Below are 24,567 nucleotides of genomic sequence, written 5' to 3' on the forward strand. Positions count from 1 at the left end.
AAAACCCGGCACTAGGCCGGGTATAAACTCTTATGAAATATAGAACTAAGCGGTTTGTTTGTTATCAGCCGCTGGTTTAATTGGTGTTGGCGCCTTGGTTTTACGCGCGCATTTTCCGTCAAAAAACGCGCCATTCGCAATGCTAAGTTCATCTTGTGTTAAATCGGCGGCTACATTGGCCGTCTCGGCTAGTTCTACTGAAATCGCAGTGACTTTACCTTGGACTTTGCCTCGAATAAGGACGCGGTCTGCTTTGATAGTACCGTTAACAGAGCCTGACTCGCCAACAGTCAAAACGGAGGCGATGATGTTACCATCAAGACGACCGTCAACTTGCACTTCGCCTTCGGTTTTAATGTCACCATTAATAGTGATATCGCGACCAAGAATTGAAGGAACAGAGTTACCTGCTGGACGAGCGGATGATGTGGATGGTTTTTTCATAGTCGGGACTTCCATAGGGGCTGTTGTCGTTGGGGTAGTCGTATTTTTTGGAGTGCTGCTTTTACTGAACATAATTACCTGCCTTTAAAAATTTATCGGGGTCATAATCATGACCTTGAAAAAAAACTTCATAGTGTAAATGTGTGGCGGTACTACGACCCGTAGACCCCATAGCCCCTATTTTTTCACCTTTTTTGACGCGCGCACCGCGTTTGACGTGAATTTTATCAAGATGCGCGTAACGCGTTACAAATCCGTGGCCATGGTCGATTTCTACAGACTTGCCGTAGCCACCATTACGACCAGAAAACTTAACAATACCATCGGCTGTGGCTACGATCTCAGCACCGCGGTAAGCACCAAAATCAACACCGCCGTGAAAGGCAGGGCGACCATTCATAGGATCTTTGCGCATACCGTAAGCACTCGTACGGTAGTGATCAGATGCCACAGGGATACCAAATGGTATTGATAACATGGCATTGTCCAAAGCTTCAGCTTCCTTCACCCTAGCCTTGATAGAGGCTACACGGTTCGCCATTGAGGACCCTGATTTAGCTATGTCATTATCCATCGGCACAAAAAGGCCACCCTCCCCAAAGCCACCATTCTTTAAAATCGTATCAACGCTAAGCTTTGTTTCGCCGACGATGGCGCGGTTACGCTCGATACGGTCAAGCGTTGAGGCCTCAGCTTCCGCTAAGATTTCATTTTGTGTGATTTTCAATTTTTGAACATTGGGGTCGATATCAGTATCAATTTCAAGAGCCGCCATCTTGCGTAAATCTTTACGGGGACGGCGGGGAAGCACATCACGCTCTCTGGGATCCATCAAGACGCGGCTGCTCGCGTATTCAACGGCTGTAATCGGCTGCATCGTTGAGCGACCTGTTGAATCGACAAACTGTGCGATTGTATCGGTGGCTTCTGCAAATTCGCGTGTCTGAGCCTCAAATGTTTGGCGCTGCTGTGCAATTAAATTTTCAGCATTTTGAAGTTTTGCCTCAGCATCCGCAACACGGCGATCAAATTCAGCTTGGAGTTCTTGGCTAGATTTAATTTTGGCGCTGAAGGGATTGTTACCTAATATAAGCGACCCCATCGTCAATACGCACCATAAAGCGACAACTGTAAGGGTAGAGACGACAGCCAACTGAATCCGTGTGGTTAAAACGAAATAGTGAACTTCACCACCTGTCCGGTGGTAAATCTGCCGTTCAGGAAGATAGTGTAGAATACGCGAGCGGCATTCATCTCTAATGTCGTTCAGCATGATTCCCCAATCAGAGTACAAGTCTAGTATATCATATGCCCTAAACTCTTATAAAACTTAAACAGATTTGTAAGGTGTTTTACAGTGAAAACAAGAGAGCCTGTCTAAAAATTCATGTGTTAGGGGCTAGTGGCATATAAAATTCGCGTGGAAGCTGCGCTTTATCGCGCGCAACCACGTTGAATGGCGGTTTTAAGGGCCCTTTGAAGTATTTTTTGACGAGTGTTTGAAAGTGCAGCGCATCATCTATTGTCGAATTACGCGTAATTACACTAAACCAACGGCGGCCAATCGCGACGTGTCCCACCTCTTCAGTGTAAATAATCTCTAATATCGCCGCACTTTTAGAATCGCCTGCAGATTTCAGCTTCTCTATCATCGCGGGGGTTACGTCCAAACCGCGCGCTTCTAACACCATAGGTGCAATTGCTAGCCGTGCTGCAAAATTGTCTTTTGTCGCAAGGGCCGCGTCCCAAAGCCCGTTATGGGCTGGCAGGTCGCCGTAGGTAACGTCCATTTCCGATAATCTATCCGTAATCAGTCCGAAATGTCGGGCTTCGTCGTCACACACGCTTATCCAATCCGAAGCGAAGGCTTTGCGGTCTTCATGGGGCAGAAGGGGGTTGTGAATAAATCGCGCAACCATATCCGCAGCCAAATCAATAGCGTTGAATTCAATATGGGCAACGGCATGCATAAGAGCGGCCCGACCGTGTTCTGATCCGAGCCTGCGCCGCGGCACATCACTGGGCGAGACGCAAACTGGACGCTCTGGACGGGCGGGGTAATCTTTTGGCGAAATTGGTTCGCCAATATCGACACCGTCTTTCCAAGCTTTGGATAATGCATGCGCGGCAACGACCTTGTTCTGTGGATTGGAGGATTGTAAAACGCGCTCAGCCAGTAACGAAACCGTTGTCACGACTAGGCTGCGGCCTCAATGGCGGCGTCTACGACGGCGTCAACATGCCCTTTTACACGGACTTTGCGCCAAATTTCCAATATCTTGCCATTGGGATCGATTAAAAATGTGGAACGCTCAATGCCCATATAAGTTTTACCGTACATGCTTTTTTCGACCCACACGCCGTAGCGTTCAATCATATCACCCTCGGCATCAGAACCCAGCGGTATGGTCAAGTCGTGTTTAGCGACAAATTTATCATGTTTGGCAACTTTGTCTTTCGACACACCAAGAATGTGGATATTCTTTACCTTTAGCGATTTCGCGTGCGCCGAGAACCCAATCGCCTCTGTCGTACAGCCTGGCGTGTCGTCTTTTGGGTAAAAATACAGGATGAGGTAATGACCTTTGAAATCCGATAGGCTTATGTCTTCACCACCGTCACGCGGCATAGTGACATCAGGGGCGGTATCACCAATTGATAGGGCTGGCATAAAATTCTCCGTTACGGTTGTGTAACCTACATACGACTGACTAGATTTCTAGGTTTGATGGGCTTAAAGCACAAGACTTATGATGCACTCTGTTGACATTGATACTGCGCCCAACGCAACAGTTGATCTTGCAGAGACAGGGGATGGTGACGCCGCGCGTCCTCAAAAGTTCAAAGCAGTCCTCTTGCGTATCGGATACCGCATTTTTCGCCTCTTAGGGGAATTTACGGCTATTGCGCTGGGGTTAGCGTTCTTTTGGACATGTGCCATTAATATTTTAGTGGCGCAGAAAACACTTGATATTAGCTTTCTGAAACCGAATGCAGCCCTGCGGTTTGCGAATGCTTTTGATGGTCAAACTGCGGATGTCGGGACAATGACCTTGGAATGGCACGCCAAAGATAACACAGTCACATTTGAAGCAACTAATATCGTTGTTAAAGATGCAACTGATGCCCCGCTACAAACCATAAATCGCCTGCAAGGTGACCTGGCTCTGCGTGATGTGCTCAGGGCTAAACTAAATCCTATTGCTGTTTCAATTAATGGCGGACAATTAAGCTATAAACGCGGTGAAGACGGTCGCGTAATCGCGGGGCTTGGTACGCCGAGTACCGTAGGTCAGTTCGGGCCGATATGGGAAGGTGGCGGCACTGCAAAAAATGCAGATACGACTAACCTACAGCTAGAACGGGCTCAGTTTCGTAATGTAACAATATTTGTGCAAGATGCCGTCAACGATATGGATTTAACCCTGGTTGACACCTCGCTGTTAATCAATCGAGACGACAACCAAATTCAATTTGAAGGCGACGCAAAATTGCAAGCCCTGGATACTGAAAGCCAAAGCGACGTGACAATTGCGGGTGCAGTCAGCGATGATTTTCAGGACTTCGACCTGACGCTTGATATGAAAGCGTTCAATCCAGCGCAAGTTTTGCCAAAGGCCGGACCATTATCGCAGGCCCGAATGCTAGATGCGACCATGGACTTTAACGCTATTGTTAAAGCGAACGCGGCAACCGGTCTGACTGCATTATCACTCGATGTGATCGTGGGTGAGGGGCAACTCATCACCGCGGAGCGCAGTGATACCTTTCGTACAGCCTCTATCTCGGCTGATTATAACGTAGAAGACATGACGTTAGATGTTACTGAGTTGGATATTGATAGTAATCAGATATCGGCAAATGGCACAGCCACATTAAGCGGCATTGGGACGCCTGCCGACGGTTTTTTTGCAACACCGCTCGATTACACACTGAACATGCGTGATGTTAGGCTTGATTTAACGCCAAGATTTGACGCGCCGCTCTTGGCTAACACCCTCACAGCCGATGGAACTTGGGATAAATCGTCAAATTTAATCGTTTTTGATAGCCTTATAGCAGATTTTGGAACCTATCAATTTGACCTCTCTGGGCAATTTGACAGAGATAATGAAGGCTCCCCCGAGTTGATTGTCGTCGACGGCAAAATAAACGGCATAATGACTCGTGAGGATTTGCTGGGGTTATGGCCAAGTAATTATATTCTAGGGGCTCGCAACTGGATCAAAAACTCCGTCATACAGGGTGATTTGTCCAATTTTGACATAGCCTTGCGCGCAAATGCGGAGGCCTTAGCGCAACCGACATTACCAAATGAAGCCTTGGTCATGACATTTGACTTGGTGAATACGGATATCCGCTACATTCGCACGATGACCCCTGTAACCGGGGCGATGGGGCGCGGCAAGCTTGAAGGTAACCGTGCAACGGCCGTTTTGGATAGCGGCCGGGTAGGCAATATATCATTAAGTAACGGCACCGTCGAAATCCCGCGCATTTATCCATATGGCGGGACACTCAACATTGCTGCGGACGGCGAGGGACCCGTTCAGGACCTCTTATCGCTTATTGATGAAAAGCCATTTGAATATGTCAGTCAATATGATGTTGAACCAGATAGTTTTACGGGCCACGGAAAAATTCGGCTTAGTCTTAGCCGGCCTCTCCGTGAACGTATAAGCTATAACGATATTGATTATACCGTTACGGGCACATTATCAGACGTTACTGCCCCCTTCGCCTTGGGCGATTACAGTCTGAACAATGGTAATGTCACCATGTTAGTGGATAGAGACAGCCTGTCGGTAAAAGGGCCTGTACGCCTCGGTGCGTGGGACGCGGACTTGGCCTGGAACGAGACATTTGATGCCGGTGCGACGCCAACCCGTTACCGTATTAATGGTGTTCTTGGACGCGATGACCTTGACGGCTTTGGGCTTGGATTTCGAGAATTCATTGACGGTGATATCGGCTTGAAAATCGACGCGGTTGCTGATGGTTTAGATATCACGGGCGCTACGGTGACCGCCGACTTAAGCAAAACGGACCTACGCCTTGGGCCATATTGGAGCAAAGACGCAGGCGTTAGCGCGCAAATGACTGGGGACATGTCTTTTACCAAAGTTGCGGGTTTGGGCCTGAATAATATTCAAATCCAAGCCCCAGGCCTTGATGTAGCGGGGTCGCTGGACCTGGCGACTGATTTTCGGTTGATAAATCTAGACTTATCCCGCGCAAAAATTGCTGGCTTCATCGACGCGACGGTGCAGATGAAACCAAGTGAGGAGCAAGACAGATTCAATGCTTTGATTACGGGCAATTATTTGGACGTCTCGCCTTTCGTGGCGGGCATGGTCGGCGGTGACGAGGGGCAAACATTAGACGTGCCAATACTACTGACCGCGGCTTTGGGGCGGCTTGCTTTAAATGAAGCCTATGTTCTAAGGGACGCAAATGTGTTGTTTGCTCATGACGGTATTGGCGTGCGTCAGGCGCGCCTAAAAGGCGTGGGCGATAACGGCAATGTCATGTTGGATCTACAGACGGATGACGAAAATTTACAGCGCGTTCTAAAGCTGGATATCCCGAGCGCGTCTGATGCGGCTTTTGCTTTTTTGGGCTTAGAAAGTGTAACGGGCGGGATATTAGAGCTTGAAGCAACCATGCCAATAACGGCGATAGAAGGGCCTATTATTGGCACAGTATCCATAGCTGATATGCAATTAGTCGGCGCACCCATCATGACGCGAATATTATCCTTGGCCTCTCTACAAGGCTTGGCCGACGCAATGTCGGGCGAAGGCCTTCGCTTTGAGAGTGCAGAAATTCCGTTTTCGCTGGATGGTTATAATTTGTCAGTACGCGGGGCCCGAGCCTCCGGCCCCGCGCTAGGGATGACAGGCGAGGGTGAAATAGACTTTTCCGCAAAGACCTTGGACGTAAACGGTGTGTTGGTACCCGCCTATACGGCGAACTCACTGCTGGCGGATATCCCCTTGATCGGCGATATATTTGTCGGCAAGAAAGGCGAGGGCATTTTCGCACTGAGCTACACTGTGAGAGGACCGTTCGAGAAAAGCCAAGTTGCGGTTAACCCGTTATCAGCCCTCACACCGGGTTTTTTGAGGGGAATATTTGCGCCCCAACGGGAAAAACTGCCAGAACAAGTTATTGAGAAAATTGAGAGCGTGCGGCCAGCAGCCAGTGAATAAGCTAGCTTGGCTTAATCAGAGCATGACGTTTTTTGCCCACTGATATTTTTATGACTCCGTCCTTAATGTCGTCTTGGCCAAGCATCATATCCGGGTCACTGACGCGTTCATCGTTCACCTTCAGGGCATTGCCTTTAATATGGCGACGGCCCTCACCTTTTGAACTGGCAAGACCGACCAATATAGCCGCGTCCAAAATATTCATCGCGACATCAGAGACCTCAAATGTCGGTAATCCTGCGGCCGCGCCGCCTTGCTCAAACGTTTTGCGGGCTGTGGCTTCTGCATCCTTTGCGGCGGCTTCTCCGTGCAGCATTGTTGTCGCCTCATTGGCCAGAACAATCTTAGCTGTGTTTATATCTGCGCCTTCTAAGGACTCCAGTTTTGCAATCTCGTCTAACGGTAAATCCGTGAACAGCCGCATAAATCGCCCGACATCGGCGTCATCCGTGTTGCGCCAAAATTGCCAGTAATCATAAGGTGATTTGAAATAATCAGCCCCCAAAGCGGGGTCACTGTTCAGCCATACAGCCCCGTCAGCCGTCTTACCCATTTTACCGCCCGATGCCGTGGTAATGAGCGGCGTAGTAAAGCCGTAAACCTCATTACCTTCCATGCGACGGGTCAGGTCAACACCTGTTGTGATATTACCCCATTGGTCAGATCCGCCCAGTTGCAAGGTGCAGCCGTAACGCCGATTAAGTTCAACAAAATCATAGCTTTGTAGCAAGGGGTAGTTAAATTCCAAGAACGTCATGGGCTGCTCATTTTCTAAGCGCCGCTTCACTGTATCCATTGTCACCATGCGGTTGATTGTAAACAAAGGCCCAACATCACGCAGAAATTCGATATAGCCCAGTCCTTCTAGCCAGTCGGCATTATCGACCATTATAGCACCGTTGGGGCCGTCAAAGTTAAGGAACCTGTCAAACACACTCATGATACCGTTTTTGTTCTCGGCAATCTTCTCTGTGGTCAGCATGGCGCGGGATTTGTCTTTGCCGGACGGGTCACCAATCTTGGTCGTGCCGCCCCCCATAAGAACAATGGGGCGTCCGCCAGCACGTTGTAGGTGCCGCAGCATCATAATTTGCACTAATGAGCCGACATGCAGGCTTGGTGCGGTACAATCGAAACCGATATAACCGGTGACTGGACCGTCAACGCCTGCTTTATCTAAGGCAGCTTCATCGGTACATTGATATAAAAACCCACGCTCGACGAGGGTTTGCATCAGTTTGGATTGATATTGTGCCATGAATCACGCCTATAGTGATGGTGAAAGGCCTTCTATCAAAGGCACAAACGATGTCAAAGGTGAATACAGCCGCAATGGATAAGCAAAACCTCACAGCTATCGGATTGATGAGTGGGACGTCGCTAGACGGCGTGGACGCTGCGCTTGTTCACACAGACGGGGAAGCGCATGTAAAGACAGCTCAGCATATCTTTCGGGCTTATACCGATGAAGAACGCGCTGTGTTGGTTGAAACAATGCGGCAAGCAGTAAAGTGGAATTTTGTCGGCCCATCGCCCAACATATTCGCCAAGGCCGAAGACATTGTCGACGCCGCGCATGTGGACGCCATTACAAGTTTATTAGCTAAGACAGATACTCAAGACATTGATCTCATCGGTTATCATGGGCAAACAGTTTTGCACCACGCGGCCATTCAAGGACAAGGGCAAGGGCAGGGCCAAAAAGGTGCAACGCTTCAAATCGGACGCGGCCAAGCCCTCGCCGATGAATTTGGCATCCCAACTGCATATGATTTTCGCAGTAATGATGTCTCCGTAGGCGGCCAAGGCGCGCCATTGGCGCCTGTCTATCATAAAGCCTTGGTGATGGCGGCAGGATTGTCAGGCAACACAGCGGTTATTAATATTGGTGGGGTTAGCAACGTCACAGTTGTGGTGGCGGACGGTAATATTGCGGCCAGCGACTGCGGTCCCGGCAACGGGCCGCTTGATAGCTGGGTCTCGCAAAACGGTCTGGGTGAGTATGACAAAGACGGCGTGTTATCGCTACGCGGCACACCAGACATCGCACGGCTAGAGGGGTGGCTGAAACGCCCTTTTTTCCTCAAAAATGTGCCGAAATCAGCAGATCGATATGATTTTGATGTTCTATCAACAATGCACGGGATGAGCATTGATAATGGGGCTGCAACACTATCGATGTTCTGTGCCTTAGCTATCCAAAACACACTTAACCAATACCATCAAGCCATTGAAAATATTGTTGTTTGTGGGGGCGGTCGACATAACCCTGCTATTATCGCCGCTCTAACAGAGGCTTTATCGACGAGGGTTATTAATTGTGATGATTTAGGCTGGGACGGCGACGCGCTAGAGGCTCAAGCCTTTGCCTATATGGCTGTGCGTCATAAAAAACGCCTGCCGCTCTCATTTCCGAGTACGACAGGCGTTTCAAATCCAGTTACAGGTGGAGTGTTGGCGACACCAAATAAGTAGCCTTAGCCGTCAAAGCCTAGCAAACGCGGCTCACGCGGCGGGCAGTATCGGTCTTCTAAATGCTCATCTAGGTAATCATCGATGACGTCCATCGTGATATCTAGGTGATTGGTGTAGAAATGATCAGCCCCTTCAATGGGGTGGGTGGAAATTTGTGTGCCTTTTTGCACGCGAATTTTCTCGACGACGCGGTCAACATCATCCGCGGGAACAATACTGTCATTCGTACCGTACGTTACAAGGCCAGACGCGGGGCAGGGCGCAAGGAACGCGAAATCATAAGTATTCGTCGGCAGTGACATAGAAATAAACCCCGCAACTTCCGGACGACGCATCAAAAGCTGCATGCCAATCCATGCGCCAAAGCTATAGCCAGACACCCAACTAAACGGTGCGTTTTGGTTAAAGCTCTGCATCCAATCGAGCGCATAGGCGGCATCTTGCAATTCGCCTTGGCCATTATCATAGACGCCCATAGAGCGACCAATACCGCGAAAGTTAAACCGCAGCACGGAAAATCCGCGACGCTTATACTGCTCATACATCGCCACAGGTATGCGGTGATCCATGTGACCGCCCGCTTTGGGGTGCGGTGACAATATCAGCGCACAAGGCGCAGCCGGATCATCAGAGGGATGATAACGGCCTTCTAAACGCCCTTCTGGGCCCGCAAAAATTACTTCAGGCATAATGCACCTTTATTTCATAATGCCGCTGCCGAAATAGTTTGGAAAAAGGCGCGGTCAAATCTTGACTATTTTAGTCGGGATTAATATATCCCCACTGTATTAATGGTTTGGCGGCGTCTTATCAAGGACTCTGGCCAAAAGCGAGTAAAACCTACACTTTAGGACGAATTGACGTGAAATTAACGGCAAAAGGACGATATGCGGTGATGGCCGTGGCTGATATGGCCGCGCAGACTGACTCTGTGCAGCCCTTTGACGTTCATACTGCGCCAATCATTCCCCTACGCGATATATCGACTCGCCAAGGCATATCCATTCAATTCCTAGAGCAACTCTTCGGAAAACTCCGTAAAGCAGGATTAGTTGAGAGTGTTCGCGGGGTTAAAGGGGGGTACAAGTTATCCCACGATCCGAGGCACATGCGCTTGTCCGCTATTATCAGCGCAGTGAACGAGGATATAAAAGCGCATGGCTGCACACCAGAAACCAAGAAAGCTTGCAACGGCCTGACGTCGCGTTGCTTGACACATAATCTATGGGGTGCGTTAGAGGCGCATATTGGAAACTTCCTAGAACACGTCAGCGTGCAAGATGTTGTGGATGACACGGTACATCTCCCGGAGTTAGCGCTAGAGGCCGCGCAATGACCTCTGTTTATCTTGATCATAACGCAACCAGCCCTATTCGGCCCGAGGTTATCCAAGCGGTGACACATGCGATGACTGTTGGTGGCAATGCCTCTGCACCGCATAGCCACGGTCGTGCCGTCGGCAAGCTCGTATCCGATGCGCGGGAATCTGTGGCCCTTGCTATGGGTGTTTGCGCGCAAGACTTAATCTTTACAGGGAGCGGCACAGAAGCGGATAATATGGCCATTCACGCCGCCCATCGCGGCGGGTGTAAACGCTTGCTTATTTCGGCGATGGATCACCCCGCAACCTATGACGTGGCGGCGCATTACGGAATTGTGCACGAGATTATCCCGACAAATACAGACGGTGTTGTGGATATGGGTTGGTTGGACAACCGCTTGCAGGCTTGGGACAATCAGACTGACGGGCGACCCTTTGTCTCCCTGGTTGCTGCAAATAGCGAAACAGGTGTCATTCAGCCATTCGAAGATGCAACGGATTTGGTTCATGGCGCGGGTGGGCTTATCCTGATTGATGCTGTGCAGGCGCTAGGTAAACTGCCCATGACTTATATGGCAGATTATATTGCTGTGTCCGCGCATAAAATTGGCGGGCCACAAGGTGTTGGCGCGCTTTATGTATCGCCAGATGCCCCGATGAGCCCCTCTATGATTGGCGGGGGCCAAGAGCGCCGTCGCCGCGCAGGCACGTTAAATGTTGCAGGCATCGCTGGATTTGGCGCAGCCGCTAGGGTCGCAACGGATTTGGGCCATACACAGGACTTACGCGATTACGTTGAAGCACATTTGAAGGCGATGGAGCCTGACATTACGATCTTTGGTGAGAAGGCAGACCGATTACCAAATACCAGTTTTTTTGCTGTGCCTGATGCCAATTCTACAACATTGATGATGGCGCTTGATTTATCGGGCGTATCAGTCAGCACAGGCATGGCGTGTTCATCTGGCAAAGTTGGACCAAACAGAACGCTGCGGCATATGGGACAAGACGCAAACTGTCCTAATGGCCCAATCCGTATAAGTTTTGGGTACAATAATACGCAGGACGATGCCGACGCATTTTTATCCGCATGGGCGAAGATTCGCCGCAAAGATTTACCATTACAGGGAGCCGCATAATGGCCACTGACACACAGACAAAAGTTGCAAAAGACAGTATCGAGCAGAGTACCGTTGACGGCGTTCGCTCTCTTGAGGCTGATAAGTATAAATACGGCTTTGATAGTGATATTGAGCAAGAGTTCGCGCCCAAGGGTCTGAATGAGGATATCGTTCGTTTCATTTCCGCCAAGAAGGATGAGCCCGAATGGCTGCTCGAATGGCGGTTAGAGGCGTACCGCCGTTGGCTAGAGCTTGATGAGCCAGATTGGGCCATGGTCGATTATCCGAAAATCGATTTTCAGGATATGTATTACTACGCTTCGCCGGTGAAGAAAAAAGAGCTGAATTCCCTTGATGAGGTCGATCCTGAAATTCTGGAAATCTACAACAAACTTGGCATTTCTCTCAAAGAACAGGAAGTTTTGGCAGGCGTAAAGGGCGCGCCAAAAGTTGCCGTGGATGCGGTTTTTGATAGTGTGTCTGTGGTGACGACGTTCAAGGCGGAGCTAGCCAAAGACGGCGTTATCTTTTGCTCTTTTTCCGAGGCTGTAAAAGAACATCCTGAACTTGTGCGTAAATACATGGGCTCTGTTGTGCCCGTCACGGATAACTATTACGCGACGCTCAACAATGCTGTGTTCTCAGACGGGTCATTTGTTTATATCCCGCCTGGGGTGCGCTGCCCGATGGAGCTTTCAACTTATTTCCGCATGAACGCTCAGGGCACGGGGCAGTTTGAGCGTACATTGATTATTGCCGATAAAGGGTCCTACGTCAGTTACCTCGAAGGTTGTACAGCGCCTATGCGGGACGAAAACCAGCTCCACGCCGCTATTGTAGAAATCATTGTCCATGACGACGCCGAGGTCAAATACTCAACCGTACAGAACTGGTGGCCAGGCGACAAAGACGGCAATGGCGGGGTCTATAACTTTGTAACAAAACGCGCAGATTGCAGGGGTGAAAACTCCAAAGTCTCTTGGACACAGGTCGAGACAGGCTCTGCCGTTACGTGGAAATACCCGAGCTGCATTTTGCGCGGTGATAATAGCCAAGGCGAGTTTTACTCCATCGCTATCACCAATGGCTATCAGCAAGCCGATACGGGCACAAAGATGATCCATTTGGGCAAAAACACCAAATCACGCGTGATTTCCAAAGGTATTAGCGCGGGCAAGTCCAACTCGACGTATCGCGGTCTTGTGACGGCGCATAAAAAGGCGACTGGTGCGCGTAACTTCACGCAATGTGATAGCTTGCTGATTGGCGATCAATGCGGGGCGCATACGGTGCCTTACATAGAAAGCAATACGCCAAGCGCGCAATTTGAGCATGAGGCCACGACGTCAAAGCTGTCTGATGATCAGCTGTTTTATTGTCGTCAACGGGGCCTGTCAGAAGAAGACGCAGTTGCGCTCCTCGTGAACGGGTTTTGCCGGGATGTGTTACAGGAATTGCCGATGGAATTTGCCGTTGAAGCCCAAAAGTTGGTGGCAATTTCGCTTGAAGGGTCTGTTGGTTAATGGCGTTTTCAACGCCAAAATTAATCGGCTTTGGGCTTGGGGCTATGGCGATTGCTATGGCGCTGATTACCTATAGCCGGGTGAGCGACAAGGCTATCACCCCCGTTGAGCAGCCAAGTTCGGATGAAAGTCAAATGCCTATGTCCGAGGACTCTGTGCAGGGCGAAGAGATTATGCGAATCGCGGATATTGATTTTCTAAGCTATTCAAAAGACTTAGCGCGGTGGGTTGAACTGGATACGATGGAACCCCTAGAGAGTGCCGTTGCGAAGATTGAGACTTACTTTTCACCCCAGGGCGGCGACATCAATGACTATGATGTTCGCCAAACGGGCACGCAGACGGAAAGCATATTCTCTAGCTTTGACGCGGAAGGCGGCAAAGTCGTCCTCGTGGAACGCATTAATATGCGTGACGACAGCGTGAAGGCGCAGCAGTTTTATGCGGTGTTTAAAAAAACCGACACAACCGAAGTTCTGATTGACTACGGCATGAAAATTAAATGCGCGCGCGGTGACAACACGACAGACTGGCAGACCGACAATTGCCCTTAACCCAATTACCCTTATTTGACATCACGGAGGCCAAAATGGCGAAATCAAAAACAACACGCAAATTCATTCAACTGTCCGAGGGCGAATTAAATTATTCCATGTCCCGTGCCGTCGTGCACGGGGAATGGTGCTTTGTGTCGGGCACAATGGGCTATGACTATAAGAAGCAAGAGCTTCCAGAATCAGCCGCGCAGCAAGCCATGAATACCTTCACCAATATCCGCCAAGCGCTCGACGCTGCCGGATTTGAGTTGGGCCATACCGTGCGCGTTCAATACACAGTATCAGACCGTAAATACGTCAAAGAGGTTCTACCTATTATTAAGCAACATTTTGGCAAGATACTTCCCGCCGCCACAATGGTTATCGCCGAAATGGTGGATCCAGAGGGTAAGGTTGAAATCGAAGTGACGTGCTTTAAGGGCTAGCACAAACAGAAACGAATAGGTCACCCTCGGACTTGACCCGTGGGTCCACCGCTCGCCTTGAGATATATCCTCGGGTCAAGCCCGAGGATGACGAAGAGAAAGAAAAGTAATGCTTAAAATAAATAATTTATCGGCCACGGTCGACGACGGAAATAAGACGATTATCGAAAACCTATCCCTTGCTGTGCCAGCGGGTGAAGTCCATGCGATTATGGGGCCAAATGGTGCTGGGAAATCGACGCTGTCTTATGTCCTGACAGGTCGTGAGGGCTATGACGTGTCTGGCGGTAGAGTCACGCTGAACGGTGAAGACTTGCTGGATATGGACCCCGAAGAGCGCGCGGCGAAAGGCCTGTTCCTGTCATTTCAATATCCGCTGGAAATTCCGGGTGTGCCCACCATGACATTCCTGCGCACAGCGCTTAACGCCCAACGCAAAGCGCGCGGCGAGGATGAAATCTCTGCGCCAGAGTTTCTCAAGAAATCCAAAGCCACCGCCAAAGCTCTGAAAATGGCGCCAGATATGCTTCGACGCCCGCTTAATGTTGGCTTTTCTGGTGGCGAGAAAAAGCGCATGGAAATTTTCCAAATGATGATGCTAGAGCCTAGCTTTATTGTCATGGACGAAACCGACAGCGGCCTTGACGTTGACGCGCTGCGGATTGTGGCGGACGGCGTCAATGCCCTGCGTAGGCCTGACCGCGGCATGTTAATCATTACCCACTATCAGCGTCTGCTTGATTACATTGTACCTGATGCTGTGCATGTCCTCGCGGGCGGTAAAATCGCGGCTTCTGGTGATGCTGACTTTGCAAAAAAGCTCGAAAAAGAAGGCTATGACGCCTATGTCGCTTAATCTTAATTCACTCCCGAACCGTCGGGACGAGCAATGGAAATGGACAGATGTTCGCGGCCGCGTGACTGATGGTCAAGCTGGTCTGTCTGTGACCTGCCTGCCGCATTTTGACCTACCAGACGGCGTGACTGTGTCCGAAGTTGACGACGTTGACATCACGGCCGATACGCCCATGGCGGCACTCGCCCAGCAACTCGGCGGTAAGGTCTGGCATCTTAATGTTGAAGCGGGCGTGGCCGTTGATGCGCCGCTGGTTGTATCTAATTTATCACGCGGTCATTGCCGCATCGCAATCACAATTGGAAAGGGCGCGTCGCTATCCCTCATTGAACATCATGCGGGCGACGCTGGCGGTTTTTCTAATCAATTGATTCACATAACCGTGGGTGAAGGCGCGCGCGTTGAGCGCACCGTTATCCATAATGACCCCGAGGACCATGTTCGCGTGGCCACGGCACATATTACCGCTTGGGCAGAGGCTAAAATCAATCAATATGCGCTATCCTTTGGCGGCTCACTATCTCGGCTAGAGACCCGCATGGCAGCGATGGGGCGCCATGTTGAGGCGACGCTGAACGGGGCTTATCTCCTAGAGGGTAAACGCCATGTGGATATGACCAGCTATATTGATTTATCCGTGCCTGATTGCACCATACGTCAATCTGTCAAAGGTGTAACCACGGATAAATCACGAGGCGTCTTCCAAGGAAAGTTCCACGTCCGCCGCCCCGCACAGCACACTGATGCCGTTATGCGCCATGACGCCCTAATGTTATCTGACACGTCTGAAATTCGGTCCAAGCCAGAGCTAGAGATTTACGCCGATGATGTGGCCTGTGAACACGGCAATACCATCGGGCAGCTTGATGAAAGCGCACTATTTTACATGCGTCAACGCGGCATCCCGCTGGGTCAGGCGCGCGCATTATTGACCGAGGCTTTCGTCGCCGACGTGTTTGACGATATGTCCGATGAAGATGTGCAAGAGAGCCTTCTAACTCAAATCCGTGATTGGTTAGGGACGCACTGATGACATTCAACATCGACGACATACGCGCGCAGTTCCCGATCCTCTCTCGTGAGATTAATGGCCATCAATTGGCCTATTTGGATAATGCCGCAAGCGCGCAGAAACCATCTGCCGTCATTGACGCGATGAGCCATCAGATGAGCCATACCTATGCCAATGTGCACCGCGGGCTTCATACGATGGCCAATGAAACAACGGAAGCTTTTGAAGGCGCGCGGGCGAAACTAGCAAATTTCCTCGGCGCGCCCTCGCCAAACACTATCGTCTTTACCAAAGGCGCGACAGAGGCGCTGAATTTGGTCGCTTACGGATTAGCTCACACCATCAAAGACGGTGACGAGATTATAATTTCGCAAATGGAGCATCATTCCAACATCGTGCCGTGGCATTTCCTGCGTGAACGTTACGGCGCGGTTATTCGTTTTATCCCGGTAACAGATCAAGGTGAATTGGATTTAGACGCGTTTAAGGCGATGTTATCAACCAAGACCAAAGTTGTCTCTATTGTGCATATGTCCAATGTTTTAGGGACTGTAAATCCCGTCAAAGACATGACTAAATGGGCCAAAGCGGTTGGCGCGACGATGATTGTCGACGGCACACAGGCCGCTGTGCATATGAAAGTCGACGTGGCCGACATTGGCTGTGATTTCTACGCCATGACTGGGCATAAGCTTTACGGCCCCACGGGCATTGGCGCGCTCTACGGCACGGCGGACGCGCTGGAGCGGCTGCAGCCCTTCCAAGGGGGCGGCGAAATGATTGAGGACGTGTTTGAAGACACCGTGACATATAACGACCCACCGCACCGGTTCGAGGCGGGCACCCCGCCTATTTTAGAAGCGATTGGTCTCGGCGCTGCAATTGACTGGTACAGCCAATTTGATATGGACGCCGTACATCAACACGAAATGGCGGTCTATCATCACGCCGTTGATGGCCTGCGTGATGTGAACAGCTTTCATATCATCGGCGAAACCCGCAAGAAGGGGCCTGTGCTGGCGTTTAATCTTAAAGGTGCGCATGCCCATGACGTGGCCCAAATCCTTGATAAATACGGTGTCGCCGTACGCGCGGGGCAGCACTGCACGCAGCCGTTAATGACGCGTATGGGGATACATTCGACCGCGCGCGCCAGCTTTGGTATTTATAACACTTTGGACGAGGCTGACCGCCTTGTCGCTGCCGTTAAAAAAGCAGCCCTCTTTTTATCCTGACCGAAAACCCTATATTGGTAATGCTATGACCGACACAATGACAGACAGAGCCCGCAAAGCCGAAGAAATGGCTAACGCCCAAATTCCTGGCCTAGCCGCGCATGAGGCAAAGGTAGAGGCTATGCCAGATACAACGCCAGAGCCCGTCCGTGATGTCATTGACGTGTCTGGCGCGCCCATAGAGCCGCCTTCTGATGATGAAATCGCACAGATCACAGAGGACGTTATTGGGCAGCTAAAATCCGTTTATGATCCCGAAATACCAGTGGACATCTATGAGCTTGGTTTAATCTATAAAGTCGAGCTAGAAGATGATCGCACGCTGAAAATTGACATGACACTCACTGCGCCAGGCTGCCCCGTGGCGGGTGAAATGCCCGTCTGGGTGCAAGAGGCCTGTGCCGTGGTCGCTGGTGTGCGCAAAGTTGAAGTCGCCATGACATTTGACCCACCCTGGACCATGGACCGCATGAGCGAAGAAGCAAGGCTTGAGCTGAATATGCTCTAGTAAAGGAGCCAGATATGACAGAGACTACGACAACACCGACCCGTACACGCCGCCCGCGACCCAAACTCGTTACATTAACGGACGCCGCAGCCGCGCGCGTACGCGAAATCTTGGACGAACGCGGGGAGGGATACTTGCGTGTTGGGGTCAAAAATGGCGGTTGCGCGGGTATGGAATACATCATGGACTATGTGTCCGAAATTGCACCCTTTGACGAAGTGGTCGATGACAAAGACGTGCAGATTGTGGTCGATTCAAAAGCCGTGCTTTTCATCTTAGGCTCTGTCGTGGACTACGAAGTTGATATTTTATCCTCGCGCTTCACATTTAAAAACCCGAATCAAACTGACGCTTGCGGATGCGGCGAAAGCGTGACGATATTACCGTTTGAGGATTAGAAGGACGCTCAATCAAAGCTGACCTTTACAGCGTTAAGTTTAGTCCCTAAGACTTGAGTATGAGCATCGCATTACGTAACAATGGTTTTGAGCATTTATTTGGTGCACTTCTGAGCATAATTTTTGGTTTTAGCACCCTTAATAATGATTAAAGTGATATCCGTTTTTTACACTTGTTGCTATTGTCGTTTCTTTTTTCATTTTCATCGTGATTTGGCGACGCTATTTTCCTGTGAATGTCAGTAGCGACGGTAAAATCGTTTTCCATGCGTTTAGTACTATCCCGATTGTTGGTCTTTTACTTGGTTACTTGGTCGGGTTTTTACTCCAACGGATTATTCAAACAGGAAATGAGGTGACATCGCTCATTATACCATTAGGCTTTATATCAATGGGATTTGTTACCCTGGGTTCTGGTATCAGTTTGCTTATGCTTTCGAGATTTATTCCAGACGGTGCTCTATGTGATGAACGGGATCGGCCTAAGGCTGAACCAGTGTCCCGCACACCAGACGGGTCAACATCGGTTTAACGGGCCAAATTTAACTCATTGGGTTCATGACATTGTCGCGTAATTTAGGCAGCACACGACTATTGGATTGATAAAACGGCGTAAAAACCGCACTAAACAATTGATAAAGCCCGACATGATAGCGCCGTGCGGCCGCATATTGCCCTAACGCCATACCAATATCATCATATTCATCCAGACTGTCTGCGAGCGCTTTTGCATCAAGCAGGGCCATATTCGCGCCTTGTCCTAATTGCGGGCTGGCTTGGTGGGCGCTATCCCCGATATAGGCAATGTGATTGCCGAAAGGGCGCATCAACGTACCGTGGCTATAACGGGCCGCTGTCATATCGCTGTGGGATTTAATCTGCGCGACAAAGGGCGCAAACTCTGACCAAAGCGCAATTGTTTTGGCTTTCCAGGCGTCCAAATCACTCTGATACCAATCAGACAGGCGCTCTCGTGGCTCGCTCCAAAATATAGCTGCGCATTGTTTGTTGCTGCCCGGCATCGTGCCAATGGGCAGGACACCGAGCATATGGTGGGCTTTTTGATAAGATTGACTGAGCCGGCCCGTTGGGAGGTTTGTGCGGTCAGGCCATGCCACAGCGCCCCATAAGGCGCCGTAGCCAAGTGGACGGCTCTTTATCGGGCTTAGCGGTGAATGCGCGCCAGAGGCATCAATGACCAGATCGAAAGGGCCGTGAACTCTGCCGTCTTCAGAGGTCAGTGTTCTCTTATTGCTGGCGTGCTGGGTAGAGGTGATTGATGTGCCGCCAATAATGGTGACGGATGATTTCATAAGGGCTTGGTAGAGCGCATCAAACAAGCTCGCACGGTGAATGCCAATGCCGAATGTAGCGCCGCCCGGCGGGCCGTAATCGACGTTTAGAACGGCACGTTTACTGTCACATTCCGTACCAAACATCTTAAATATTTTGTGACCTCGCGCGAGGATAACATCGGACAGTCCTAAGAATTTCAACACATTAAGCCCGACGGGTTGTATCACCAGCCCTGAGCCAAGCGGTTCAGGCGTCGTAAAGCGGTCAAAAATCTGGACGTTATGGCCAGCGCGCGACATCATGAGCGCCGTCGCCATACCGCCGATACCGCAGCCCGAGATGCCAATATGAAGACGACCAGCCATAATGTCTGTTAGCATAGTCGGCGCGATATAAGATGCGGTAAATTTGCATATCTATGTATCAATGATAAGACCGCCCTATGACGGTTGATGAGTACAACATCTTTTGCGAGACCCTCCCTGCGACGCATTATGTGCAGCAATGGGGCGGGGCGCATGTTTGGAAAATTAGGCCTAAGTTTTTTGCTGCTGCTTGGGATGATGCAGATGGTTTGCGGATTACGTTTAAAGCCACAGACATGGGATATGAGATCATGCGCGATATGCCGGGGCTACGTCCTGCGCCCTATATGGCATCGCGCGGCATGACGTGGATACAGCATTACGCCGCACCTGGGCTAGATGATGATAATTTGAAAACCCATATCAAAGCGTCCTATGATATGGTCGTGGCTAAGCTGACGCGAAAGCAGCGCGCAGAATTAGGCATAGAGGGTTAAGATTATGAAATTACACTATAATCCTATATCACCCTATGCCCGCAAAGCGATGATTTTCGCCCGTATTCACGGATTGGATGTCTTGGTTGTTGACGCGAAAGCCGACGGCATACGCGGCTATACAAACGGACTAAACCCGCTAGGTAAGATTCCTGCGCTAGAGCTTGATGACGGCAGAGTGTTGTTTGATAGTGTTGTCATTTGTGATTACTTTGACAGCCTGTCAAACACCCCTTTGCTGTCTGACGACCGTGACACGCGGTTTTCTCAGAAAACGTTGCATGCGCTGGGCGACGGCCTGTCTGATGCAGTTTACAATTACCGTTACGAAATTGCGCGCGAGGAAACATTGCACTGCGCGCCGATGTTAGAGCGTCATACGACGGCCATGGTCATGGGAATATCGCATCTAAATGACATCATAGAGACTCTTGGCACGGGATGGAGCTACGGTAATATCGCGATTATCTGTGCTTTGGATTACATGACATATCGCGCGCCGCATGTTGACTGGGCGGGATTATCGCCAGCTTTGGCGATATGGCATTCAGCTTTCAAATCTGAAGCCGCCTATGTGGATAGCTATGCTTATCCGATGGCAAAATAATGCATTGCTCAACGCTGCATAACGACGATTTTCAAAAGACTGTATTTGATAGGTTTGAGGCTAATATCGCAATGATTACAGAGCGTTAGGGTTTACCATGGATTTTGATGCAATTGTTATTGGTTCAGGTATTTCGGGCGGCTGGGTTGCCAAAGAATTGTGCGAGCGTGGACTAAAAGTCTGTGTCCTAGAGCGGGGGAGTGAATTTGATCCAATGCGGGATATGTCAGATAACCTCGACCCATGGGAAACGCCCTTTGCTGACCGCGTTTCAGAGGCGGAAATTGAGGAAGATTACCCTATTCAAGGTCGCACTTATGCGTTCAAAGACAGCACAAAGCACCTCTGGATAAAAGATAGCGAGCACCCTTACGTTCGCACAGACGGCACGACATTTAACTGGCGGCGCGGCGGCAAAGTTGGCGGTAAGTCCCACATGTGGGCGCGGGCAAGTTACCGCTTGGCTCCTTATGATTTCGCGGTCAATGCAGAGGACGGTGAGGGCGTCGACTGGCCCGTGCGTTATGATGATATCGCCCCGTGGTATGACTATGTTGAAAAATTTGCAGGGATATCAGGCGGACGTGACGGCCTTGCGCAACTGCCAGATGGAAAGCACTTTCTCCCGCCGTTTGATCTGACCTGCGCTGAAAAAGATTTGCAAAAGTCATTGAGCCAACTTTATCCAGAGCGGTCTTTAATTATTGGACGGGTCGCAAATTTGACTCGCGCGACTGATGACCACACAGCCGTAGGGCGGGGACAATGCCAAGCGCGCAACCGCTGTTATCATGGCTGCTCTTACGGCGGGTATTTCTCATCAACATCGGCGACTTTACCTGCTGCGAAAGCGACAGGAAAATTGACCCTCATCCCTAATGCGATAGTTTCTAAGCTGATCCTTGACCCGAAATCCCAGCGTATTTCCGCCGTGCAGGTGAGAGATACCAAGACAGGCCTGGGCACAACATATCGTAGCAATATCGTTTTTCTAAATGCCTCTGCCATAGCGTCGGCCATGATTTTGCTTAACTCGGCATCCGAGGACCGGCCCACTGGGCTGGCTAATCGTTCAGACCAAGTCGGACGAAATCTAATGGATCATCTAGGTGGGTCACGGGTGCAGGCGCGTGTGCCGGGGCATCTTGATAAATACTATTATGGTCGCCGGCCCATTGGCGGCTACATCCCGCGTTACCGTAATTTCCCCGCTCGCGATCAAGACTATAAACGCGGCTGGGGATATCAAGTCTATTCCAGTCGAGGCGGCGGGACGGGCCGTCGTCCCGGGGTTGGCGATGAATTTAAAACGGCCAATCGCACACCAGGGGACTGGACAATCATGCTAGATGCTTTTGGCGAAGTTCTGCCGCGTGCGGATAATCGCGTTACGCTGCATAAAACCAAGACGGATAAATGGGGACATCCCATTGCCAATATCAATTTCCAGCTTAGCGAAAATGACAAAGTCTTGATGCAAGCCGCACACAATGACGCGATAGAGATGCTCCGTGCGGCGGGTTTTGATAACATTATTGAGAACCAAAAACCCGGGACAGATATGAAGGGCGTCAATGGCCGCATTCACGAAATGGGCACAGCCCGCATGGGCCGCGACCCGTCAACATCTGTGTTGAATAAACTCAATCAAGCCCATGATATTGCTAATTTATTTATTACAGACGGGTCTTTTATGGCGTCATCCGCCGTGCAAAATCCGTCGCTTAGCTATATGGCTTTTTCTGCCCGAGCAGCGCATCACGCGGCTGATTTACTCGAGGCGGGGGTGCTTTAAGAAATAAAACTGGCCTACTTCAGCGGCGTTTTGAAAAAGGCGGGCATGTCATCGCCGAAACCTGAGACGGATGATTTACCGCCTTTGTCCTGACCGCGACCGCGGCGTTTGTTTTGGCGGTCATTCTCGCGGGCTTGATCTTCGCGTGTTCTAGCCGGTTTCGCTTTGGCGGGTTCTGACCGAGAATTAGATTTTTTAGCATGTCCGTCTTGACGTTTCTCAGTCTGATTGGTGTCGCGGGATTGTTTCTTGTCCCTATGATTAGTTGACGACTTGCTATCGCGCTTATCACTATTGCCGTCCGGGGCTTTGCGACTTCCACGTTTTGGCGCGCGCTTGCTATCCTCTGTGCTCTGATTTTTAGCAGAGGTCTCTTTTGACGTGTTTTCAGTTGAACCGCTGCGGCTTGGGGCTTTGCGGCGGGCAGGGGCCTTCCGACGACCCGAAGTTTTAGCGGGCGCCTCTGATGCCGTCGTTTCTACAGGCGCCGTCTTCTCGGCTTTACCCGTGGGTGCTTTCTTCCGACCCGGCGGGGCCTTGCGACGACGGCTGTCATCTTTAGCGACACTGCGTTTGGGTTTGTCATCTGAAACCATATCCTCGGCTTTGGACTTAGCGGCTTCGTGCTTTTTTATCTCGCGTTCTTTTTCGCCGTAATTACGGTCACGTCCGCCTGATGAGCGTCGCTTGCTATCTCGTCCACCGCTGCGTCCGCCTTTATCACCTCGTCCACCCTTAGCGCCGCGCCCACCTTTACGGCCCCGTGATTTGTCTTCTTTCTGGAAATCTTCCAGTCCTGGGATTTCCATCTCCTCGATTTCGTCTACTTTAATCATGTGAAGAATGGCTTCATAATTCTTTTGATCAAGGCGCGCGACGAACATGACTGTATCCCCTTTGCGGCCCGCACGGCCTGTACGGCCAATACGGTGCACGTAATCCTCTGCATGGCCAGGAACGTCATAGTTAAAGACATGCGATACGGACGGCACATCAAGGCCCCGGGCTGCAACGTCACTCGCGACCAAGACTTTAATCTCACCGTTTTTAAACCGCTCTAGCGTTTCCGTGCGCAAGCTTTGGGCAAGGTCACCATGAATGGGTTCCGCCGAATGACCATGTTTAGTCAGGGATTTGGCAACGATATCGACGTCACGTTTGCGGTTGCAAAATACAATCGCATTATCAACATCGGAGTTATCAATAATCCAACGTAGCGCCGTGCGTTTCACTTTGGCATCAGAATTAGGCAGACGCACAATACGTTGCGTGACGGTCTTAGCCGTCATATTTTTACGCGCGATCTGAACTGTGGCTGGCTGATGCAAGAACTGATCAACAAGGCGTTTGATCTCTGCTGGCATCGTGGCTGAAAAGAACAGTACTTGGCGCGTAAAGGGTGTCAGATTGAAGATTTTTTCAATATCGGGAATGAAACCCATATCGAGCATACGGTCAGCTTCATCGACCACGAGGGTTTGCACACCCGTCAGCAAAATTTTACCGCGCTCAAATTGATCAAGCAACCGGCCGGGCGTCGCGATGAGGACGTCAACGCCGCGCATAAGCTTGCGGTCTTGTTCAGCGAATGACACACCACCAATTAGCAGCGCCATTTCAAGCTTTAGATATTTGCCGTAAAGCTCAACATTCTCAGCCACTTGCGCAGCCAATTCACGCGTCGGGCAAACGATAAGGCAGCGCGGCATGCGCGCACGGGCGCGACCCTTGGCCATTTTATGAACTGTCGGCAGAACGAAGGCGCCGGTTTTGCCTGTGCCCGTTTGGGCAATGCCAAGTACATCTTTGCCTTCCATGGCATAGGGAATGGCACGCGCTTGAATCGGCGTCGGCTTTTCGTAGCCCATATCGTCTAGGGCTTTTATGATTTTAGGATCGAGGCCCAGTTCCTTAAAGGTCACTGTTACGGGGGCGTCGGCGGGAATCTCTGTGGGGTCGTTAGTTGCGGTCAAGTGTGTC

Annotated in this window: 23 protein-coding genes; 15 read left to right on the plus strand and 8 right to left on the minus strand. The window is 50.5% G+C overall.

All coding sequences use genetic code 11. The features are described from left to right. Positions 1–45: 45 nt before the first annotated feature. From AB6B37_RS07020 to bcp, 4 genes are all read right to left on the minus strand, one after another. The gene (locus tag AB6B37_RS07020; protein ID WP_371398180.1) at positions 46–444 is read right to left on the minus strand and encodes a polymer-forming cytoskeletal protein; all 399 of its coding nucleotides are present in this window, start codon (positions 442–444) and stop codon (positions 46–48) included. Between the two features lie 61 nt (positions 445–505). Further along, positions 506–1,717, minus strand: coding sequence for a M23 family metallopeptidase (locus AB6B37_RS07025; protein WP_371398181.1), 1,212 nt, complete (start codon positions 1,715–1,717; stop codon positions 506–508). A 112-nt stretch (positions 1,718–1,829) separates the two neighbouring features. Further along, positions 1,830–2,639 carry a ferritin-like domain-containing protein gene (locus AB6B37_RS07030; RefSeq protein WP_371398182.1) on the minus strand — a complete coding sequence of 270 codons (810 nt, stop codon included), beginning with the start codon at positions 2,637–2,639 and terminating at the stop codon, positions 1,830–1,832. Positions 2,640–2,641: 2 nt separating this feature from the next. Then, positions 2,642–3,115 carry a thioredoxin-dependent thiol peroxidase gene (gene bcp / locus AB6B37_RS07035; protein ID WP_371398183.1) on the minus strand — a complete coding sequence of 158 codons (474 nt, stop codon included), beginning with the start codon at positions 3,113–3,115 and terminating at the stop codon, positions 2,642–2,644. Positions 3,116–4,604: 1,489 nt separating this feature from the next. On the opposite strand from bcp, the gene AB6B37_RS07040 reads away from it, so the two are divergent. Next, the gene (locus AB6B37_RS07040; RefSeq protein WP_371398427.1) at positions 4,605–6,656 is read left to right on the plus strand and encodes an AsmA-like C-terminal domain-containing protein; all 2,052 of its coding nucleotides are present in this window, start codon (positions 4,605–4,607) and stop codon (positions 6,654–6,656) included. A gap of 1 nt (position 6,657) precedes the next feature. Here AB6B37_RS07040 and tyrS read toward each other — a convergent pair whose 3' ends face one another. After that, the gene (tyrS, locus tag AB6B37_RS07045) at positions 6,658–7,914 is read right to left on the minus strand and encodes a tyrosine--tRNA ligase (protein WP_371398184.1); all 1,257 of its coding nucleotides are present in this window, start codon (positions 7,912–7,914) and stop codon (positions 6,658–6,660) included. 50 nt (positions 7,915–7,964) lie between these two features. Between tyrS and AB6B37_RS07050 the strand changes: the two genes are divergently transcribed. Further along, on the plus strand, positions 7,965–9,131 hold the full coding sequence (locus AB6B37_RS07050) for an anhydro-N-acetylmuramic acid kinase (RefSeq protein WP_371398185.1): 1,167 nt from the start codon (positions 7,965–7,967) through the stop codon (positions 9,129–9,131). 2 nt (positions 9,132–9,133) lie between these two features. Here the strand turns inward: AB6B37_RS07050 and AB6B37_RS07055 are convergent, their stop codons facing one another. Further along, complete coding sequence (locus tag AB6B37_RS07055) at positions 9,134–9,820, minus strand: alpha/beta hydrolase (protein ID WP_371398186.1); 687 nt, start codon at positions 9,818–9,820, stop codon at positions 9,134–9,136. A gap of 173 nt (positions 9,821–9,993) precedes the next feature. Here AB6B37_RS07055 and AB6B37_RS07060 point away from each other — a divergent pair, with 173 nt between their 5' ends. The 10 genes from AB6B37_RS07060 (at position 9,994) to AB6B37_RS07105 (ending at position 18,087) form a co-directional block, all read left to right on the plus strand. Further along, positions 9,994–10,467, plus strand: coding sequence for an Rrf2 family transcriptional regulator (locus AB6B37_RS07060; protein WP_371398187.1), 474 nt, complete (start codon positions 9,994–9,996; stop codon positions 10,465–10,467). Further along, on the plus strand, positions 10,464–11,591 hold the full coding sequence (locus AB6B37_RS07065; protein WP_371398188.1) for a cysteine desulfurase family protein: 1,128 nt from the start codon (positions 10,464–10,466) through the stop codon (positions 11,589–11,591). The genes AB6B37_RS07060 and AB6B37_RS07065 overlap by 4 nt, the downstream gene beginning before the upstream one ends. After that, complete coding sequence (gene sufB, locus AB6B37_RS07070; RefSeq protein ID WP_371398189.1) at positions 11,591–13,096, plus strand: Fe-S cluster assembly protein SufB; 1,506 nt, start codon at positions 11,591–11,593, stop codon at positions 13,094–13,096. Before AB6B37_RS07065 ends, sufB begins: the two co-directional genes overlap by 1 nt. After that, on the plus strand, positions 13,096–13,650 hold the full coding sequence (locus AB6B37_RS07075; protein WP_371398190.1) for a hypothetical protein: 555 nt from the start codon (positions 13,096–13,098) through the stop codon (positions 13,648–13,650). Before sufB ends, AB6B37_RS07075 begins: the two co-directional genes overlap by 1 nt. A gap of 35 nt (positions 13,651–13,685) precedes the next feature. After that, entirely contained in the window at positions 13,686–14,078 is a 393-nt protein-coding gene (locus AB6B37_RS07080) for a Rid family hydrolase (RefSeq protein WP_371398191.1), read from the plus strand. Positions 14,079–14,187: 109 nt separating this feature from the next. Beyond that, positions 14,188–14,934 (plus strand): Fe-S cluster assembly ATPase SufC, encoded by a 747-nt coding sequence (sufC, locus tag AB6B37_RS07085; protein ID WP_371398192.1) that lies wholly within the window; start codon positions 14,188–14,190, stop codon positions 14,932–14,934. Then, the gene (gene sufD / locus AB6B37_RS07090; RefSeq protein ID WP_371398193.1) at positions 14,915–15,964 is read left to right on the plus strand and encodes a Fe-S cluster assembly protein SufD; all 1,050 of its coding nucleotides are present in this window, start codon (positions 14,915–14,917) and stop codon (positions 15,962–15,964) included. Before sufC ends, sufD begins: the two co-directional genes overlap by 20 nt. Then, a complete protein-coding gene (locus AB6B37_RS07095; RefSeq protein ID WP_371398194.1) occupies positions 15,964–17,181 on the plus strand; it encodes an aminotransferase class V-fold PLP-dependent enzyme in 1,218 nt (405 codons plus the stop codon). Before sufD ends, AB6B37_RS07095 begins: the two co-directional genes overlap by 1 nt. A gap of 37 nt (positions 17,182–17,218) precedes the next feature. Then, on the plus strand, positions 17,219–17,689 hold the full coding sequence (locus AB6B37_RS07100; protein WP_371398428.1) for an SUF system Fe-S cluster assembly protein: 471 nt from the start codon (positions 17,219–17,221) through the stop codon (positions 17,687–17,689). A gap of 14 nt (positions 17,690–17,703) precedes the next feature. After that, positions 17,704–18,087, plus strand: coding sequence for a HesB/IscA family protein (locus AB6B37_RS07105; protein ID WP_371398195.1), 384 nt, complete (start codon positions 17,704–17,706; stop codon positions 18,085–18,087). Between the two features lie 542 nt (positions 18,088–18,629). Here the strand turns inward: AB6B37_RS07105 and AB6B37_RS07110 are convergent. Then, entirely contained in the window at positions 18,630–19,763 is a 1,134-nt protein-coding gene (locus AB6B37_RS07110) for an FAD-dependent oxidoreductase (RefSeq protein ID WP_371398196.1), read from the minus strand. A gap of 62 nt (positions 19,764–19,825) precedes the next feature. On the opposite strand from AB6B37_RS07110, the gene AB6B37_RS07115 reads away from it, so the two are divergent. The 3 genes from AB6B37_RS07115 to AB6B37_RS07125 all read left to right on the plus strand — a co-directional run bounded on the left by AB6B37_RS07115 (position 19,826) and on the right by AB6B37_RS07125 (position 22,587). Further along, entirely contained in the window at positions 19,826–20,185 is a 360-nt protein-coding gene (locus AB6B37_RS07115; protein ID WP_371398197.1) for an MmcQ/YjbR family DNA-binding protein, read from the plus strand. Positions 20,186–20,189: 4 nt separating this feature from the next. Next, a complete protein-coding gene (locus AB6B37_RS07120; protein ID WP_371398198.1) occupies positions 20,190–20,792 on the plus strand; it encodes a glutathione S-transferase family protein in 603 nt (200 codons plus the stop codon). Positions 20,793–20,889: 97 nt separating this feature from the next. Continuing rightward, positions 20,890–22,587, plus strand: coding sequence for a GMC oxidoreductase (locus tag AB6B37_RS07125; RefSeq protein ID WP_371398199.1), 1,698 nt, complete (start codon positions 20,890–20,892; stop codon positions 22,585–22,587). Positions 22,588–22,601: 14 nt separating this feature from the next. Here the strand turns inward: AB6B37_RS07125 and AB6B37_RS07130 are convergent, their stop codons facing one another. Beyond that, the gene (locus tag AB6B37_RS07130; RefSeq protein WP_371398200.1) at positions 22,602–24,560 is read right to left on the minus strand and encodes a DEAD/DEAH box helicase; all 1,959 of its coding nucleotides are present in this window, start codon (positions 24,558–24,560) and stop codon (positions 22,602–22,604) included. Positions 24,561–24,567: the final 7 nt, after the last annotated feature.

The sequence above is a fragment of the Fretibacter rubidus genome (genome assembly GCF_041429785.1).
Lineage (GTDB): Bacteria > Pseudomonadota > Alphaproteobacteria > Caulobacterales > Maricaulaceae > Fretibacter > Fretibacter rubidus.

Coding starts and splice junctions, on each gene's coding strand:
- AB6B37_RS07055 (WP_371398186.1), bottom strand. CDS start 9,820: ATGCCTGAAGTAATTTTTGCGGGCCCAGAAGGGCGTTTAGAAGGCCGT.
- AB6B37_RS07080 (WP_371398191.1), top strand. CDS start 13,686: ATGGCGAAATCAAAAACAACACGCAAATTCATTCAACTGTCCGAGGGC.
- AB6B37_RS07040 (WP_371398427.1), top strand. CDS start 4,605: ATGACTCGTGAGGATTTGCTGGGGTTATGGCCAAGTAATTATATTCTA.
- AB6B37_RS07115 (WP_371398197.1), top strand. CDS start 19,826: ATGACGGTTGATGAGTACAACATCTTTTGCGAGACCCTCCCTGCGACG.
- bcp (WP_371398183.1), bottom strand. CDS start 3,115: ATGCCAGCCCTATCAATTGGTGATACCGCCCCTGATGTCACTATGCCG.
- AB6B37_RS07065 (WP_371398188.1), top strand. CDS start 10,464: ATGACCTCTGTTTATCTTGATCATAACGCAACCAGCCCTATTCGGCCC.
- AB6B37_RS07025 (WP_371398181.1), bottom strand. CDS start 1,717: ATGCTGAACGACATTAGAGATGAATGCCGCTCGCGTATTCTACACTAT.
- AB6B37_RS07100 (WP_371398428.1), top strand. CDS start 17,219: ATGACAGACAGAGCCCGCAAAGCCGAAGAAATGGCTAACGCCCAAATT.
- AB6B37_RS07110 (WP_371398196.1), bottom strand. CDS start 19,763: ATGCTAACAGACATTATGGCTGGTCGTCTTCATATTGGCATCTCGGGC.
- AB6B37_RS07050 (WP_371398185.1), top strand. CDS start 7,965: ATGTCAAAGGTGAATACAGCCGCAATGGATAAGCAAAACCTCACAGCT.
- AB6B37_RS07120 (WP_371398198.1), top strand. CDS start 20,190: ATGAAATTACACTATAATCCTATATCACCCTATGCCCGCAAAGCGATG.
- AB6B37_RS07105 (WP_371398195.1), top strand. CDS start 17,704: ATGACAGAGACTACGACAACACCGACCCGTACACGCCGCCCGCGACCC.
- AB6B37_RS07125 (WP_371398199.1), top strand. CDS start 20,890: ATGGATTTTGATGCAATTGTTATTGGTTCAGGTATTTCGGGCGGCTGG.
- sufD (WP_371398193.1), top strand. CDS start 14,915: ATGACGCCTATGTCGCTTAATCTTAATTCACTCCCGAACCGTCGGGAC.
- tyrS (WP_371398184.1), bottom strand. CDS start 7,914: ATGGCACAATATCAATCCAAACTGATGCAAACCCTCGTCGAGCGTGGG.
- sufB (WP_371398189.1), top strand. CDS start 11,591: ATGGCCACTGACACACAGACAAAAGTTGCAAAAGACAGTATCGAGCAG.
- AB6B37_RS07095 (WP_371398194.1), top strand. CDS start 15,964: ATGACATTCAACATCGACGACATACGCGCGCAGTTCCCGATCCTCTCT.
- AB6B37_RS07075 (WP_371398190.1), top strand. CDS start 13,096: ATGGCGTTTTCAACGCCAAAATTAATCGGCTTTGGGCTTGGGGCTATG.
- AB6B37_RS07020 (WP_371398180.1), bottom strand. CDS start 444: ATGAAAAAACCATCCACATCATCCGCTCGTCCAGCAGGTAACTCTGTT.
- sufC (WP_371398192.1), top strand. CDS start 14,188: ATGCTTAAAATAAATAATTTATCGGCCACGGTCGACGACGGAAATAAG.